General features: G+C 74.9%; 13 protein-coding genes. 7 read left to right on the top strand and 6 right to left on the bottom strand.

Going from position 1 to position 15,203, the window contains the following annotated elements:
* Window positions 1-6: 6 nt before the first annotated feature.
* From OG702_RS02265 to OG702_RS02280, 4 genes are read left to right on the top strand one after another with little or no spacing between them, the layout of a single operon-like run.
* Window positions 7-2,613, top strand: a complete 2,607-nt coding sequence (locus OG702_RS02265; RefSeq protein ID WP_327287162.1) for a lantibiotic dehydratase — start codon at window positions 7-9, stop codon at window positions 2,611-2,613.
* A complete protein-coding gene (locus OG702_RS02270; RefSeq protein WP_327287163.1) occupies window positions 2,610-3,437 on the top strand; it encodes a lantibiotic dehydratase C-terminal domain-containing protein in 828 nt (275 codons plus the stop codon). Before OG702_RS02265 ends, OG702_RS02270 begins: the two co-directional genes overlap by 4 nt.
* The gene (locus OG702_RS02275) at window positions 3,434-4,519 is read left to right on the top strand and encodes a thiopeptide maturation pyridine synthase (RefSeq protein WP_327287164.1); all 1,086 of its coding nucleotides are present in this window, start codon (window positions 3,434-3,436) and stop codon (window positions 4,517-4,519) included. The genes OG702_RS02270 and OG702_RS02275 overlap by 4 nt, the downstream gene beginning before the upstream one ends.
* Window positions 4,516-5,874, top strand: a complete 1,359-nt coding sequence (locus tag OG702_RS02280) for a SagB family peptide dehydrogenase (protein WP_327287165.1) — start codon at window positions 4,516-4,518, stop codon at window positions 5,872-5,874. Before OG702_RS02275 ends, OG702_RS02280 begins: the two co-directional genes overlap by 4 nt.
* Window positions 5,875-5,884: 10 nt before the next feature.
* Here the strand turns inward: OG702_RS02280 and OG702_RS02285 are convergent, their stop codons facing one another.
* The 3 genes from OG702_RS02285 to OG702_RS02295 form a co-directional block, all read right to left on the bottom strand.
* A complete protein-coding gene (locus OG702_RS02285) occupies window positions 5,885-6,205 on the bottom strand; it encodes an NIPSNAP family protein (RefSeq protein ID WP_327287166.1) in 321 nt (106 codons plus the stop codon).
* Between the two features lie 129 nt (window positions 6,206-6,334).
* A complete protein-coding gene (locus OG702_RS02290) occupies window positions 6,335-6,979 on the bottom strand; it encodes a flavin reductase family protein (RefSeq protein ID WP_327287167.1) in 645 nt (214 codons plus the stop codon).
* A gap of 81 nt (window positions 6,980-7,060) precedes the next feature.
* Entirely contained in the window at window positions 7,061-8,095 is a 1,035-nt protein-coding gene (locus OG702_RS02295; protein WP_327287168.1) for a tellurite resistance/C4-dicarboxylate transporter family protein, read from the bottom strand.
* Between the two features lie 265 nt (window positions 8,096-8,360).
* Here OG702_RS02295 and OG702_RS02300 point away from each other — a divergent pair, with 265 nt between their 5' ends.
* Both OG702_RS02300 and OG702_RS02305 read left to right on the top strand, forming a co-directional pair.
* On the top strand, window positions 8,361-8,552 hold the full coding sequence (locus tag OG702_RS02300) for a hypothetical protein (protein ID WP_327287169.1): 192 nt from the start codon (window positions 8,361-8,363) through the stop codon (window positions 8,550-8,552).
* Window positions 8,549-9,622: a UbiA family prenyltransferase gene (locus OG702_RS02305; protein ID WP_327287170.1), complete on the top strand. Its 1,074-nt coding sequence runs from the start codon at window positions 8,549-8,551 to the stop codon at window positions 9,620-9,622. Before OG702_RS02300 ends, OG702_RS02305 begins: the two co-directional genes overlap by 4 nt.
* A gap of 60 nt (window positions 9,623-9,682) precedes the next feature.
* Here OG702_RS02305 and OG702_RS02310 read toward each other — a convergent pair whose 3' ends face one another.
* On the bottom strand, window positions 9,683-12,454 hold the full coding sequence (locus tag OG702_RS02310; RefSeq protein ID WP_327287171.1) for a discoidin domain-containing protein: 2,772 nt from the start codon (window positions 12,452-12,454) through the stop codon (window positions 9,683-9,685).
* Window positions 12,455-12,919: 465 nt separating this feature from the next.
* Here OG702_RS02310 and OG702_RS02315 point away from each other — a divergent pair, with 465 nt between their 5' ends.
* On the top strand, window positions 12,920-13,471 hold the full coding sequence (locus OG702_RS02315) for a hypothetical protein (RefSeq protein WP_327287172.1): 552 nt from the start codon (window positions 12,920-12,922) through the stop codon (window positions 13,469-13,471).
* A 95-nt stretch (window positions 13,472-13,566) separates the two neighbouring features.
* Here OG702_RS02315 and OG702_RS02320 read toward each other — a convergent pair whose 3' ends face one another.
* Both OG702_RS02320 and OG702_RS02325 read right to left on the bottom strand, forming a co-directional pair.
* The gene (locus OG702_RS02320) at window positions 13,567-13,839 is read right to left on the bottom strand and encodes a WhiB family transcriptional regulator (protein WP_442814277.1); all 273 of its coding nucleotides are present in this window, start codon (window positions 13,837-13,839) and stop codon (window positions 13,567-13,569) included.
* Between the two features lie 157 nt (window positions 13,840-13,996).
* Complete coding sequence (locus OG702_RS02325) at window positions 13,997-15,043, bottom strand: SDR family oxidoreductase (protein ID WP_327287174.1); 1,047 nt, start codon at window positions 15,041-15,043, stop codon at window positions 13,997-13,999.
* Between the last annotated feature and the right edge of the window lie 160 nt (window positions 15,044-15,203).

A 15,203-nucleotide genomic window follows, 5' to 3' on the forward strand; every position in this document is an offset into this window, starting at 1 on the left:
GCGCGGATGCCCCGGCTCGACCCGCTCACGGCCACCAGCACCGTCCTTGAGGTCGCCGCGCCCTTCGTGGTGCGGATCGCCGGCCTGCCGGCCTCCGCGCTCACCGGCCTGTCGTCGGCGCCGCTGCGGGAGCTGCTGGCACGAACCCTGGCCGAGGAGCGGGCCGTCGCCGGCGAGGGCCGGGCGCTCGCCGACGACCTCGGGGCCCTCATCGGCGAGCCGGGCGATCCGGCACTCAAACCCCTCCTGGTCGGGCTGCGCCGCTCCCTCTTCCGCGGCCGGGCGCCCCGCGGCTCCGAGTGGTCCACCGCCGTGCGCGCCGCGCTGCCCGCGGGCACCGCAGACCGGATCGGCGCCTGGACGGAGCGGCTCGCCCGGCGCGACCGGCTCGCCGCCGGGCTGCCGGGCACGCTGGAGCGGGAGACCGAGCGCACCCTGGGGCTGCTGATCGGCACCGCCGCCCGCCCGGAGTTCCGGCACGGCCTCGTCCAGTCCAGCCCCACCCTCTCGGCGCAGTGGGAGAAGTGGCTCGCGCACCCGGTCGGCCAGCCGCCCCGCAAGGTGCTGGTCCGGCTGGTCAGATACGTCTCCCGGGCCGCCGCCAAGACCAGCCCGAACAGCACCTTCACCGCGATCGGGACCGGCGCGTGGACCTCCGGCGGGGACGGCGTCCTGGTCCTCGCGCCGCTGCCGCCCGCCCGCTGCCTGATCGAACCGGACGGCACGCTGATGGCGGACCTGGCCGCCGCCGTCGCCGCCGACGCCGAGCTGCGGCCCGCGCTGCGGGTGCGCGCCAATCCCAGCCTCACCCGGGTGGGCGACCGGGTGATGGTGCTGGGCCGCCGCCCCCTGGAGGACATCGCCTCGGTCGCCGCGCTGCCCGGCGTGGAGGCGTGCCTGCGGGCGCTGGACGGCGACCGGCCCGCGCTCGGCGAGCTGTACGCGCGGCTCGGCGCGGGCACGGACGGCGGCAAGGTACGCGCCTTCGTCGACCGGCTGGCCGAACTCGGCGTCATCGAGCCGCATCTGCCGGTGGACGACCAGGAGCGGGACAAGTTCGGCGCCCTGGCACGCTGGCTGCGGCAGCACGGCGGTGCCCGCTGGGCGCCGGCCGCCGCGGCGTCCGCCCGGCTGTCCGCCGCCCTCACCGCGCCGGGGGACGCCGGTGCGGTGGCCGGCCACCGGGCGCGGCTGCGCGCGGTCGGGGCCGCGGTCACCGAGCTGCGGGCGAGCGCCGGGCTGGTGCCAGACCCCGAGGGACGGTCGGCCTCGCTGCACGAATACGCCGTCTTCCCCGGGCCCGTCGCCACGGCCGCGCTGCCCGCCTGGCAGGACCCGCTGGCGAGCCTGGAGCTGATCCGCCGCTGGATGGCGCCGCACGACACCGCCCTCCCGCTGCGGCTCGCCCTCGGCGCGTACGGGAACAGCCGCTACCCGGCCGGGGATCCGGTGCCCTTCCTGGTCTTCCACCGGGCGCTGCTCGCCGATCTCGCCGGTGGCGGCGGCGGCCCGCTGGACGACCTGCGGACGCTGCTCGCCCTCGGCGGCACCGGCAGGGGCGCCGCCACCTGGCGGTCGGCCGCGCTGCGGGACCTGGCCGCGCTGCGGGCCCGCTCGGTGGCCGCCCTGCTCGGGACGCCGCCTGGCGCCGACGGTGTCGCGCGGCCGGACCCGGACCTGCCGGCCGGGGACGCCGGCCTGCCGTCCTGGGCGGTCCCGGCCGGCTCGGTCGCCTGGTTCGTCCAGCCGGACGGGCCGCGGCTGGTGCTCAACTGCGCGATGAGCGGCCATGGCAGGGGCCGCGACCGCTCCCTCTACCTCATCGCCCACGGCGGCGGCGACCTCCCGCCCACCGCGGCGCCGCCCACGGAGGCGCTGGTGGCCGACTCCTCCGGCGACTTCGGGCACAGCCTGAACCTGCGGCGGGCGGACGGCGGCCACGAGCTCGACTACCCCTTCACCGTCCACTCCCCCGGACACCGCCCGGTGACCGCCCTGCGGGACCTCGGCGTCGGGCGGGACCCGGACACCGGGCTGCTCGTGCTGCGGCACCTCGGCAGCGGGCGGCGCGTGGTCCCGGCGCACCGCGGGATGGTCGTGGAGACCGGCCTGCCCCCGGCGCTGCAACTGCTCTGCCGCGGCCTGGGCGCCAGTCCGGGCTGGCTGCTGCGCCCTGACGACCTGCTGGCGCCGCCGGTCCTGGACGCCGCGGTCAGCGCGGCCCCCAGGATCGAGGTCGGCGCCGTCGTGCTGCGCCGCGCCACCTGGACGGTGCCCGCCGCGCTGGTCCCGCGCCGGACGGCCGGCGAGCCGGCGGCGTCGCTGCTGCTGCGGCTGCACCGCTGGCTGGCCGAACACCGCATCCCGCAGCGGTGCTTCGTGCGGACCAGCACGCCGGGCGGCGCCGGCTGGGCGGCGGCCGGCCCCGCCAAGGCCCGCAAGCCGCTCTACGTCGATTTCGCGAGCCCCTGGCTGGTCGCGCTGTTCGAGCGGCTGACGTCTGAGGCCACCGACCCGGTGGCGTTCACCGAAGCGCTGCCGTCGGTCGGGGACGGGCCAGGTGAGCGGCGTACCGCCGAAGTCGTGGTCGAGACGGCGGCGGTGACGCGGTGAGCTGGGTGAGCCTGCACGCCTTCCACCACGGTGACCTCGACGTGCTGCTGCTCGACGGGGTCCGCCCGCTGGTGGACGACCTGCGGCGGGCAGCACTGATCGACGGCTTCTTCTACCTGCGCTACTGGGACGGCGGGCCGCACCTGCGCGTCCGCCTCCGTACCGCGCGCGACGCCGAGGTCACCGGCATCGCCCTGGGCGCGCTGCGCGGCTACCTGCGGGACCACCCGGCGGCCGACCGCCCGCAGCCCGGCTACCCGGCGCAGTCCGCCCGGCTGGCGGCGGCGGAGGGCGTCACCGACCACCTGCGCACCCCCGAGCCCAACAACACCGTGCGGGCCGTCGCCTACCGGCCCGAGACCGGCCGCTACGGCGAGGGCGTCTCGCTGGCGGCCGCGGAGCGGCACTTCGGCGAGTCCAGCCGGATCGCGCTGGGCCTGATCGCCGCGGGGGCGGACCGCGGGCAGCGGCAGATCGCGGCCTTCGCCGCGCTCGTCCTCGCCTGGCAGGGCCTGCCCCGGCCCCCCGTCCCGCCGGCGGACCCGGCGACGGAAGCCGGCGACGACGAGGCCTACCGGGGCAACGTGACGCTGCTGCACGACGTGGCGGCCGCGGCGGCGCGGATCGCCGCCGGCACCTCACCGCTGCCGGACGACGGCGCCCTGACGGCCTGGTGGCGGACGGTCAGCAGCCTGCCGGAGCCCGGGGTGCGCGACATCTGCGCGCACCTCTTCTGCAACCGGCTGGGCGTCGGACCGCGCGAGGAACACCGGCTGCGCCGGCTGGCGTACCGCACCGTGACCTGTGAGAGCGAGGACCGATGACCGAACCGGCAGGCTGGCACACCCTGCGCGTCGACCACTTCGCGGACGCGGGCCGCAGCGACCTGATCCTGGACGCGGTACGCCCGCTGTTCGGCGAGCTGTCGGGACAGGTCGGCGCCGCCTACTTCCTCCAGCACTGGCGGCGCGGCCCCCACCTGCGCCTGAACGTGCTGACGACACCCGAGGTGCTGGACGCGGTCGTGCTGCCCGCGGCGGACCGCACGGTCGGCGCCCACCTGCGGGAGCGCCCGTCGCGGTCAGCGCTGGACGTCCGCGCCCTGCTGCCCCGGCACCGCGAGCTGGCGGCGGTCGAGCTGGACGACCGCCCGCTGGGGCCGCCGAGCACCGACAACACCCTGAGCACCGAGCCCTACGACTCCCGGGCCGGCGTCCTGGGCGGCCCCGCGGCGGCGGCCCTGATCGCCGGCTTCTACGTGGCCGCCAACCCGGCCGCCTTCAGCGCACTGGAGGCGGCACGGGCCGAACGGCAGCGGCTGTGGGCCGCGTTCGACCTGATGGCCGCGACCGCGCACCTCTTCTCCGGCGGCGGTGTGTCCCGCGGCTACGTGTCCTTCCGCGCCCACGCGGACACCCACCTCACCCGCACCGCCGACCAGCGGCGTACCCGGGCCGCCTGGGACCGGCTGCACCGGGCCGCGGCTCCCGCGCTGGCCGGCCGGCTCCGCCAGGTGGTCACCGCGGTCGACAGCTGCGGCGGCCCGCCCCACGTCAGGGACTGGGCGGCCGCGCTGCGCACCGTACGGGAACCGGCCCTCGCGCTCGCCGACGCAGGCGGGCTGACGATGGACCACCCCTCCCGCCCGGCCCGCGGCAGCACGCCCTTCCTGCGCGAGCTGCTGGCCAACGAGGACTTCCAGCTGCGGATGAAGACCTCCGTCCCCTTCCGGCGCTACCGGCTTCTGCTGAACCTGCTCTACCTCCAGCTCACCAGGATCGGGATCCGCCCCGACGAGCGCTATCTGCTGTGCCACCTGGTCGCGGGCACCGTCGAGGACGCCTACGGGGTGGACGCGGCCACCGTGGTCCGCGAGACGTCGGCCGCGCTGCGGGAGCAGCGGTGACCGGCGCCGTCGAGCGGCGCATGGCGCTACGCCCCGGGGTGCGGCTGGTGACCGGCAGGGACTCGGGGATCTCACTGCTCGACGGCGGACGGCACAGCGAGGCCGTCGGCGTGCTGACCCAGCCGCAGAAAGCGGTGCTGCGGGCGCTCGCGGCGGGCGAGTGCGCGCAGGCCGACCTGGACGTGCTCGCCGGGCCGGCGGCCGGGCCGCTGGTGCGGCGGCTGCACGCCGGCGGCTGGCTCACCGTCCACTACGCCTTCGGCGGCCGGCGCCTGGTGACGGTACGGCCGCTGGGACCGCTGGGACCCCCCACTGCGCATCGCGGGCCGCCCGCGCACGCCCCCGCCGAGGCCCGGCTGTCGCGGTTCGCCGTGCTGCGCGGGCACGGCGGCGCCCTGGTCCTGGAGTCGCCGCTGAGCCGTGCGGTCTTCGAGGTGCACAGCCCCGAGGCGATGGCCCTGCTGCACGCGCTGGCCGGCGGTCCCCCGCCGGCGGACCTGGCCGCGCCGGTACGCACCGGTCTCCTCGCCCTGTTGGCCCGTTACGGCTTCCTGGACGACGCCGCCGCCGAGGACCCGCCGGACCTGGCCACCGAGCAGTGGAGCCCGCACGAGCTGTGGTTCCACCGCGGCAGCCGCGCGGGCCACCACGACCTGCCCTACGGGGCCACCGGCTGGGCGGAGGGCCGCTTCCCGCCGCTGCCTGCGCGCCGCCCGCCCTGGCCGGGCGCTCCCGTACAGCTGCCCGTCCCCGAGGCCGGCGCCCCGGCCATGCCGCTGGGCGCGGCGCTGCGCGCGCGGCGCTCGCTGCGGACGGCGGACGAGCGGGCGCCGCTGACCGTCGCCGGGCTCGGCGAGTTCCTGTACCTGAGCGCCGCGGCGGACACCGGTGGCCCCGGCGGGGCGCTGCGCGCCAGCCCCTCGGGCGGCGGCCTGCACGCCCTTGAGCTGTACCCGGTGGTGCGCACGGTCGACGGCCTGCCCGGCGGGATGTACCACTACGACCCCTACGGCCACCTGCTGGAACCGGTCCCGGCGCGGCCGGCGACCGTCCGCAGGCTGCTCGCCGACGCCACCGCGGCGACCGGCGGCGCAGCGCCGCAGGTGCTGCTCGTGGTCTCGGCCCGCTTCGGCCGGGTGATGTGGAAGTACCGCAGCATGGCCTACGCGCTCGTCCTGAAGGACCTGGGCGCGCTGCTGCAGACGATGTATCTGGTGGCCACCGCGACCGGCCTGGCCCCGTGCGCCCTGGGCACCGGCGACGCGGACCTGTTCGCGCTGGCCACCGGGCTCGACCCGCTGGCCGAGTCGAGCGTCGGCGAGTTCGCCCTCTCCAGCCGGCCGGACCCCGGCTGAGCCGGCGCCGTCAGTCCTGCGGGCCGGCCGGCAGCAGGGGGCGCATGAAGGTGCGCTCGTAGCGCAGCACGCAGGCGCTGTCGTCGCGGACGGCGTCGGCGGCGATGAACTCCGGGTCCTGGCCGAAGAGCGAGCGGTACTCCTCGTAGGCGGCCAGCGAGGGGAAGCTGAAGAGCGCGAGGGCCTTGTCGCTGGCCCCCTCGGACGGCAGGAAGTAGCCGTGGTGCGTCCCGCCCTGCCGCTGCACCAGGTCCATCCAGCGGCGCGCGAACTCCTCGAAAGCGGCGATCTGCGACGGGTCGATGGTGTAGTCGACGACACAGGTGATCATCGGGGGTCCCTTCTTGCGGGCGTCGCGGGCGTCGCACGCGCGGTGGCCGGTCCGGGTCGGGTCCGGCGGATCTGCACCCTACGGCGTCGGCGGGCGCGCCCGGCGCCCGGGCCGGCCCCCCGCACGGTCTCACCGGGGCGTCAGGGAGCGGAAGCTGTGCCCGAGTTCGGGCCCGAGACCGTGGTAGTGCCTGAAGTTGTAGATCAGCGGGCTCCACGCGGCCGGGTCGACGTGCTGGGTGCCGGGGACGACGATCCGCGGGTCGGCGTGCACCTTGAGCACCCGGGCCTCGACGATGAGGAACTCCCCCGAGGCGTCGGCCCGGACCGCCGCGGCCCGGGCCTCCAGCTGGAGCGGGCACCCGGCGACCCGGGGCGGCCGCACCAGCTCCGCGGGCTGCGGCCGCAGGCCGGCGGCGGCGAACTTGTCCGGTTCGAAGCGGAAGGTGCCGCGCTTGTGCGCGGGGACCGGATTGCGGCCGGTCAACGGTGCCAGCCGCTCCACCGCGGGCCACTGCTCGGGCCCGGGAAGGCTGACGACGAGGTCGGGGCGGCTGCGCAGGTTGGCCGCCGTCTGCCCTTCACCGCCCAGCCCGAGGACGACCACCTGGCCGAGCGCCCAGGCCGACGACATCGGCGCCAGGTTGAACGAGCCGTCCTCGTTCTCCGTCGAGAGCAGCACGACCGGCGTCCCGAAATACAGGATGCTCGGTGTGATGGCCACATGGCCTGCCGGGGTGTCCGCGGGCCTGCTGCTGAGCTTCGCGCTGTCCATGACGCCGACCGTAGGGCCGCGACGTTTCGGCACCCGCCGAAGGATCCCCCGGCCGCCGGCTCCGGGGGCGCCGGCGCGGTGTCAGCGCCGGGACGGCAGGAGCTCCGGGTGCCGGGCCGCCGACGCGCGGGCGGCGCCTGCCGCGGCCAGCAGCCAGGCGGCCACCGAGATCCACAGCAGTACGGCGCCGAGGCCGTGCAGCCAGCGGGTGCCCGTCGCGTCGCTGGTGAACAGGGTGGCCTCCGCGGTCATGCCGAGCGGGAAGACGGTCGACCAGCGGCGCAGGTCGTAGTGCGGCCGCGGGTAGGCGATCTCGGCGAGGGCGAGGACGGCGCACCAGGCCAGGTCGAGTGACAGCAGCACGTAGGCGCCGGTGCGCAGGGCCGAGTGGGCGCCGCCGGTCCACACCGGCGACGTGCTGAGCTTGGCGGTGGTCAGCGCGGCGATGGCGATCGCGCCCCCGGAGATCCACTGGTCCCCCGCCCCGACGGTGACCTGCCGGAAGCCGAAGCGGGGCAGCGCCGCCAGGTAGAGCACGATGCCCAGGGCGCAGGCGGCCAGCGCCGCCGACGCCAGCCACTCGGAGTGCTCGGCGAGCGAGAGGGTGATCGCGAGCACCGCCAGGCTCTCGGCCGCGACGCAGACAAGGAAGACCACGCCCGGCATCCGGCGCTTCCAGTGCCGCAGAACGGAGACCAGCAGCCACGGGCAGACGGCGGCTGACAGCGCCAGCAGGATCTCGGCGACCGTCTGCCAGCCGAACAGCGACAGCCGCGTCCCCAGCACGCAGGACGCCGCGACCGCGGTCAGTCCCGGCGGGCTGGCGGCAACGGCCTGCCAGCCCGCCCGGTCCCAGCCGAGCCGCAGCGCGAAGGCCGCCGCCAGCACCACCCACACCAGGGCGGTGACCGCGAGGGCGGCGCCGGACAGCGACGCGTGGCCGAGCCGGCCAAGGCCCACCGAGATGATCCCGGTCGCCATCACCACGGCCCCGGCGCCCGGCGATGTGCCGCGCAGCATCTCCAGCACCTGCGCGACGGTGGGCCGGGATCGCGCTCCGCTCCCGGCCGGCGCGTCGGAAGTGCCGGGGCTGGGACGGCCGGGAGGTGAGGTCACCTGTTCATCGCACCGCACGGCCCGCCGGCCCGCCACCGCGCCGGGCCGAAGGAACGACCCGGACACCCGGCCCGCGGCGGTCCCGGGGCCCTGGTCGCCGCCTCGCAACCGACGCTGCTTCCGGCCACGCCGGGCGGAGGGACCGCGTACGGCCTCGGCGGCCCGTACTGAGTACGGATGCTCATGCGCCGCCGCCGTCCGCCCGGGAATACTTCGTGCCGGACGGACGCAGGGTCCGGCACGTCGACGAGCACCGGGAGGCGTCATGCCCGACTATCTTCCGCCGGGGAAGTTCGACCCGCGGCCGCCCCGGGGAGGCCGCGGCCGGCGGGAGCGGTCCGTGTGGACGGCGATCGGCAGCCTGCTGGCCATCGTGCTGGCGCTGACCGGGCTGGTGGTCGTCGGGGCCATGGTGATGCTCGCCGTGGGCATGAACACCATGGGGTCGAACAAATGAGCCGTGCCCGCGAGAACGCTGTCCGGCCGGAGCGGCTGCGGACGCCGGCGAACCGCCTGCGGCTGCTGGTGACGGTGGCCAGGCCGCCGGTCCTCATGCTGTTCGCCCTCTACACCGCGCTGGCACTGGCCGGCGCCGGCCGGGCGGGCGACCACCTGCTGCTGGGCCGGGCGCTGGTGCCCGTCGCCGCGTTCCTGATGTTCTCGGTGGCGGTCAACGACCTGGCGGACGAGCGGATCGACCGGGTCAACCTGCCGGGCGACCCGCGCCGGCCGCTGGTCGGCGCGGGCGCGCTGCGCGCGGAGATGACGGTGGTCGCGCTCGCGAGTGCGGCCGTCGCGGTGGCCGGCGGGTTCCTGCTCGGGCCGTGGCCGGGCCTGGCCGTCATCGCGGGGCTCCTGGTGAGCGCCGGCTACTCGCTGCCCCCGGTCCGGCTGTCCGACCGCGGTGCGGTGGCGGCGCTGGTGCTGCCCGCCTGCTACGTCGCGGTCCCGTACCTGGTGGGCTGGCTGGCGGTCGCCCCGCTGCCGCGCGGCCGGGGGATGCTGCTGCCGCTCGGGCTCTACGTCGGCTTCGTCGGGCGGATCCTGCTCAAGGACTTCCGGGACGTGCGCGGCGACGCGCTGTTCGGCAAGCGCACCTTCCTGGTCCGCCACGGCAGGGTCTGGACCTGCCGCTTCAGCGCGGTGGGCTGGACGGCCGGCTGCGCCCTGCTGCTGGCGGGTGCGCCCAGGCCGACCCCGGCGCTGGTGACCGCCTCGGCCGTACAGCTCGCGGTGGTGCTGTGGCTGCTGCGCCGGCTGGCCGCTGACGCCCACCCGCGCCGCGAGGCGCTGCTGATCTCGGCCACCGCGATCGTCGGCCGGGGCATGCTGCTCACGCTGCTGGCCCACGAGTCGATGCTTCCGCAGGCTTGGTCACCGCTCGCGCGGAGCGCGGTGCTCGTCGCCCTGCTGGTCCTGACGCTCGGGCAGGTGCGGGTGATGCTGCGCCACGGCCCTAAGCCGCGCCTGTCGCTGCCGGTGGAGGGACCGGCAGCCGACCTGCGCGCGCAGCCCAGCGGGGTCTGACCAGCGGCCCGGCCGCCGTGCCACCCGTGGGGGGTGGCACGGCGGCCGGGCCGCCTGCGATCACGCCTTCCAGACCTGGACCTCGGAGAGCTGGCCGGCCGGCCAGCCCGAGTTGGCCGTGACGGTCACCCGGACGTACCGCTCGGTGGTGGCGGGGAAGGTGACGGTGACGGTGTTGTCGGCCGCCGGATCGAAGGTGTAGGTCGCGGAGGCCTTGAGGGTGCCGAAGGCCGAGCCGTCGGTGCTGCCCTGCAGGGACACCGTCTGGGTGCGGGCGCCCCAGCCTGCGGGCAGCCTGAGTACCACGCGGGACACGCTCTGCGCCGAGCCCAGGTCCACCTGGACCCACTGCGGGAAGGCGTTGTTGGCGCTCTCCCAGTAGCTGGAACGGTCCGCGTCCGTCACGTTCGAGGCGCTGTACGTCTGCGTGTGGCTGGACTCGCCGGCCGGCCGGCCCGCGGCCAGGTCGGTGGCCGGGGTGGTGCCGGTCGAGGCGGTGAAGGCCAGCTGGTTGAGGTTCCAGCCGCCGTTGTCCTGGTTGACCGTCAGTACCTGCCGGCCGGCCGGCAGGGTGACGCTGGTGGTGACCGTCGCCCAGCTCTGCCAGTCGCCGGTGGCCGGGAGGGCCACCGCTCCGCTGAGGTTGGCGCCGGAGGCGTTGGACAGGTGCAGGGCGCCGCTGACGGCGGCGGGGGCCGCCGCCCGCAGGCCGACGGTGTACGTACCGGCCGAGGCGACGTCCACCGTGTAGCGGAACCACTGCCCGCTGCCGGTCCAGCCCAGGTCGTAGCCGCCGCCGGAGTCGGAGGTGGCCTCCAGGTTGACGCCGTCACCGCGGTAGGCCGTGCCGTTGCCGTTGACCGAGGTGACGTTGTAGGCCGAGCCCTGGCCGCCGGTGTCGTAGTTCTCCGCCTGTACGGTGCCGGGCACGGCGGCGGGGGTGCCGCCGTAGGGGCCGCCGGCCGGCGGGGTGCTGGTCTGCCAGCTGTTTCCGCTGAGCGTCGCGCTGAAACCGGCGGAGTTGTTGGCGTAGGCGACGTTCCCCGCGTGCAGGCCGGTCAGGGTGTTGCCGCTGATGGTGGCGGACCCGCTGGGGGCGGGGTAGAACGGCGGCGAGATCACGACGCCGTTGCGCCCGGGGTTGGTGATGGTGTTGTTCTGCAGCAGGGTGTTGGTGGAGGTGGAGAAGCCCACCGCGTCGTAGACCGAGTCGGCGACGGTGTTGCCGGTGACGGTGACGTGGTCGACGACACCGGTGTTCTGGCCGTCGCCGCCGTTGCCGACGTGCAGTGCCGGCTGGCCCTGGCTGTAGGCGTTGCCGCCGGAGCGCACGACGACGTTGCCGGTGACCGCGGCCGAGAGCAGGTCGCTGCCGTTGACGCCGAACCGGCCGGCGCCAAGGCCGATGTAGCGGGCCGTGTCGCTGATGTAGTTGTTGCTGACCAGATGGCCGCTGCCGCCGTAGATGCCGATGCCCTTGCCGCCCCAGGGCGCGATCGCCGTGTTGCCGGTGAAGGTGACGGCGGTCATCGGGTGGTAGTAGGTGGTGGTGCCGCCGTCGGTGTTGTAGTTGACCGAGTTGATCGCCATGGCGTCGTCACCGGTGCCGCGGACGAAGTTGTTGGTCGCGGTCAGGTTGTTGCCCGTGTCGGCGCCCAGCGAGACGTTGTTGAGGTTGATCCCGTCCGCCCAGATCGAGGTCAGCCGGCTGTTCTGCACCTTGCCGCCGGTGCCGGAGGCCCAGAAGCCGGACATGGTGTGCTGGGTCCAGATGCCGTCGGCCACCCAGTTGGTGCCGGTGGTGTCCATGGCGCCGCCGTCGCCGCCGATGGTGCTGCGGCTGACGGCGTTGGCGTCGATGTGGAAGTCCTTCACCGTGCACGAGGTGACCGAGAACAGCGCCGCCAGCGGCGTGTTGTTGGGTACCGGCACGTCACGGTAGATGGTGCTGTACCACATCCCGGCGCCGGCGATGGTGATCCCGGTGGCGTGCAGTCCCGCGGTGCCCTTGACGTAGAAGGTGCCCGGCGGGATCCACAGCGTCTTGGACTGGGACTGCGCCTGGTTGATGCAGTTCTGGATGGCGGCGCTGCTGTCGACGGCCTGGCTGTCGGCGGAGCCGTTGGTCGGGGTGCTGTCCGACACCGCCCCGCAGCTGGTCAGCGAGATCGAGTTGGCCGGCTGGGCGATCGGCGCGGGCGGGTTCTCCACGTCCACGGAGTCGATGTCGTAGGAGGACGCGCTGTTGGCGGCGTCCTTCTTCAGCGCGAAGGTGCTGCCGGCGGCGATCGGGTCGCCGGTGACGAAGGCGTGCGACTCGTCGAAGAACACCCGCGGGGAGCCGTCGGAGGGGTTCTGGTTGTCGCTGGTGTTGTAGTTGTTGTTGCCCTCGTACACCCAGGTCTGCTTGGAGTTGAGGTTCAGCGCCTGCCGGAACGTGCCGTTGACGTACAGGTCGAGCGTGCCGGTCAGGCCGCCGCCGGCGGCCGAATCGGGGATGCTGGCGCGGACGTTGACGAAGCTGATGGGGTGGCCGGTGGTGTTGGTCCACTGGACCGACTGCCCGGTGCCGGCGAGGTGGGCGTAGGCGTGCCCGGACGCCTCGAGGGGCGCGCTGGAGAACTGCGTGGTGGGCGCCGAGGTCAGCGACACGGTGCTCGCGCCGCCGCCCAGCGTCCCCGCCTCGCCCTCGTAGATGGCGAAGGGCGTCGCGGCCCCCGCCGCGGCGCTCGCCGCGGCCGCCCGCGGGACGGCGGAGGCGTGGGGGGCGGCGCTGGCCGGCGCGACGGATATCCAGATCAGACCGGCCAGGGCGGCGAGGGCCGCGGACATACGTGGGAGGACCCGCGTCTTCCGCACGGGCCTCGGGATCGCACGCATGGGATGCTCCTTGGGGTGGGGGGAGGGGCGTCCGTACCGTACTGAGCACCCTGTCGCTCCGCAAGCTTCCGCGTGCACAAAGAAAATTTTGCACAGTTCATTGGAAGCAATGGGCGTCAGGCCGGGACACATCGGATGACCATGGGACATCCGCGCCGGAGTTTCCGGCACGCCGAATTTGCGGGTGCTTGAATGTCGCGGGTGGAACCGCCCGGCGCTTTCGGTTTCGCTTCGACCCCGGCGTTCACGTCCGCACGGGAAGCCGCCAGTTGTCACGTGGATTCCCACGGGCACTAATACGGCTCATTCAACTCACCCGGTGCAGGCCGGGCCAACCTGCTTACGGCGCAAGGCCGCGTGCCCTAGTCTCAGCCCCCGAGTGCTCGTCGAACGACTTCAGCAGGGAGACCCACCACCATGACGCACGAAGTGCCGCCGCCGCCCGGGCCGCCGGCCCAGCCGCCGAACTCCGGCGGTCCTTCAGCACATTCCTTCGACCCGGCATCCGTCAACCGCCTCGACTGGGCGATTCTCGCTATCGGGTTCGTCGTGTTCATCTTCTCGTTCTTCGACTACTACTCGTGGGACTTCGGCGGGTACGGCATCGACCTGGGCAGCGTCAGCTGGAGCGCCTGGCACTTCAGCCACGGGCTGTTCATAGCCTGGTTCGCGATGGTCCTCACCGTGCTCGGCGCCGCCGTGCTGGCGGTCAGCCTGTTCGCGCCCACGGTCTCGCTGCCCGCGCCGGCCAGGACGCTGTCCTTCCTCGCCTTCGCGGTGGGCTTCGTGCTCTACCTCATCGCGATCTTCGCCCACTCCGACTTCGGCCCGGACGGCGGCCACGCCTTCAGCTTCTGGCTCAGCCTGATCCTGGCCGCGGTGGGCGCGGTCATCGCACTGATCCGGGCCCAGCAGACCGACACCGTACTGCCCGGCCAGCTCAACAGCCTGCCGCGCATCGGGAAGTAGCGCACCCGGAACGCCCGGGAACCGGCGGGACCGCAGCCCACCCATCCGGTGACGGCTGCGGTCCTGCGGCTTTCCCACCGCCCTCCGGCGGCACCTCAGCGGGCGGCGGTGGCGCGTCTCGCCGCCCGGCCGCGGGTGGTGCGCGCCCGGCGGCCCGGCCGGCGCACGGCATGCCGCTCGCCCGTGCTCATCCCGCCCCACACGCCGTCCGGTTGCCTGGTCCGCAGGGCCCAGTCCAGGCACGCCTCCGCGACGGGGCAGCGGGCACAGATGTGCTTGGCCTCGGCGATCTGCCGCAGGCCCGCGCCGGATTCGCTGACCGGGAAGAAGACTTCGGGATCCTTGCCGGCGCACGCTGCGTCGTCCATCCACGCCATGCGAGCACTCCCTTCGCTGGGACGGTGACGAATAGGCCCCGCCTACCTCGGATGCCGCGGGGCAAACACGCCGCCACCGGCCGGAGTCCGCGTCCCGCCGGCGTCGCCCGCCGGTCCCCGGGGTCCGACGGCCGGGCGCGCGCCGGGGTCAGCGCCGCCTGGCCCGGAGCGCTCCCGCCGCCAGGCCCGCGGCGGCCGCCACGGCGGAGGCGGTCCACAGCAGCCGGGAGTGCCGGGACAGCGACGCCTGCGGTGACCTGTGGTGGGACCGCTCGTCGAAGACGCCGTGGGCGCCGTAGTCGTGTGCGCCGGGGGACGATCCGTCCAGCGGCTGCCACAGGTTGCCAGGACGCCGGTCGTGGCCGCCGCGCTCGCCCGTCTGCTGGGCGGCATAGCCGGTCCTGGCCAGGTAGCGGTCGAGCAGCCCGGCCGCGAACTTGTCGGCCACGATGGTCGCGACGGTGGAGGCGCCGACGTAGAACTGCTTGCGGCCCGGATGCCCGGCGGCGTAGACGACCGCGCGGGCGGCGACCTCGGGCTGGTAGATGGGCGGCACCGGCTGCGGATGCCGGGGCAGCCGGGACAGCACCCAGGAGAACTGCGGGGTGTTCACGGCCGGCATCTGCACCACGGTGACGCGTACGGCGCTGTGCTGGTGCATCAGTTCGGTGCGCACCGAGGAGGTGAAGCCGTTCACCGCGTGCTTGGCACCGCAGTAGGCGGACTGCAGCGGGATCGAGCGCTCGCCGAGGGCCGAGCCGACCTGGACGATCGTGCCCGCGTCTCGCGGCTGCATCCGCGACAGCGCCTCGCGCGTGCCGTTGACGTAGCCGAGGTAGCTGACGTCGGTGACCCGCTGGAACTCCTCCGGGGTGATCTCGTCGAAGGGGGCGAAGACCGAGGTGAAGGCGACGTTCACCCAGACGTCGATCGGGCCGAACTCCTCCTCCACCGCGTCGGCCGCCGAGTGCAGCGCCTCGTGGTCGGCGACGTCCGCCGGCACGGCCAGGGCCTGCCCGCCGAGTCCGGTGACCTCCCGGGCGGCGGCCTGAAGGCCGGTCAGGCCGCGGGCGATCAGACCGACCCTGTCCCCTCTTCTGGCGAACTCACGTGCGCAGGCACGGCCGATGCCGCCGCTTGCGCCGGTGATGACGACGGTCCTGTGCACGGCCGGGCGGCCCCCCTGCGGCTCCATACGCTTCCTCTCAGCGGTAGCTGCCGGGCCGCCGGGCCCGGGGTGGTCCGCCCGGCCGAAGCCCCTCAGGTCTGCGCCTGTCCTGTCCGGGCGGGATGAATCCCCGGCGCGGAGCGGCGTGCGGCCGGCTCGACGTCGCCGGGGGCGCACCGGCGGGCGG

The sequence above is a fragment of the Streptomyces sp. NBC_01198 genome (assembly GCF_036010485.1).
Classification (GTDB): domain Bacteria; phylum Actinomycetota; class Actinomycetes; order Streptomycetales; family Streptomycetaceae; genus Actinacidiphila.

Excerpts from the sequence above, each read along its gene's own strand:
- OG702_RS02265 (WP_327287162.1), top strand. The coding sequence starts at position 7 with ATGCCCCGGCTCGACCCGCTCACGGCCACCAGCACCGTCCTTGAGGTC.
- OG702_RS02275 (WP_327287164.1), top strand. The coding sequence starts at position 3,434 with ATGACCGAACCGGCAGGCTGGCACACCCTGCGCGTCGACCACTTCGCG.
- OG702_RS02285 (WP_327287166.1), bottom strand. The coding sequence starts at position 6,205 with ATGATCACCTGTGTCGTCGACTACACCATCGACCCGTCGCAGATCGCC.
- OG702_RS02290 (WP_327287167.1), bottom strand. The coding sequence starts at position 6,979 with ATGGACAGCGCGAAGCTCAGCAGCAGGCCCGCGGACACCCCGGCAGGC.
- OG702_RS02300 (WP_327287169.1), top strand. The coding sequence starts at position 8,361 with ATGCCCGACTATCTTCCGCCGGGGAAGTTCGACCCGCGGCCGCCCCGG.
- OG702_RS02305 (WP_327287170.1), top strand. The coding sequence starts at position 8,549 with ATGAGCCGTGCCCGCGAGAACGCTGTCCGGCCGGAGCGGCTGCGGACG.
- OG702_RS02310 (WP_327287171.1), bottom strand. The coding sequence starts at position 12,454 with ATGTCCGCGGCCCTCGCCGCCCTGGCCGGTCTGATCTGGATATCCGTC.
- OG702_RS02315 (WP_327287172.1), top strand. The coding sequence starts at position 12,920 with ATGACGCACGAAGTGCCGCCGCCGCCCGGGCCGCCGGCCCAGCCGCCG.
- OG702_RS02320 (WP_442814277.1), bottom strand. The coding sequence starts at position 13,839 with ATGGACGACGCAGCGTGCGCCGGCAAGGATCCCGAAGTCTTCTTCCCG.
- OG702_RS02325 (WP_327287174.1), bottom strand. The coding sequence starts at position 15,043 with ATGGAGCCGCAGGGGGGCCGCCCGGCCGTGCACAGGACCGTCGTCATC.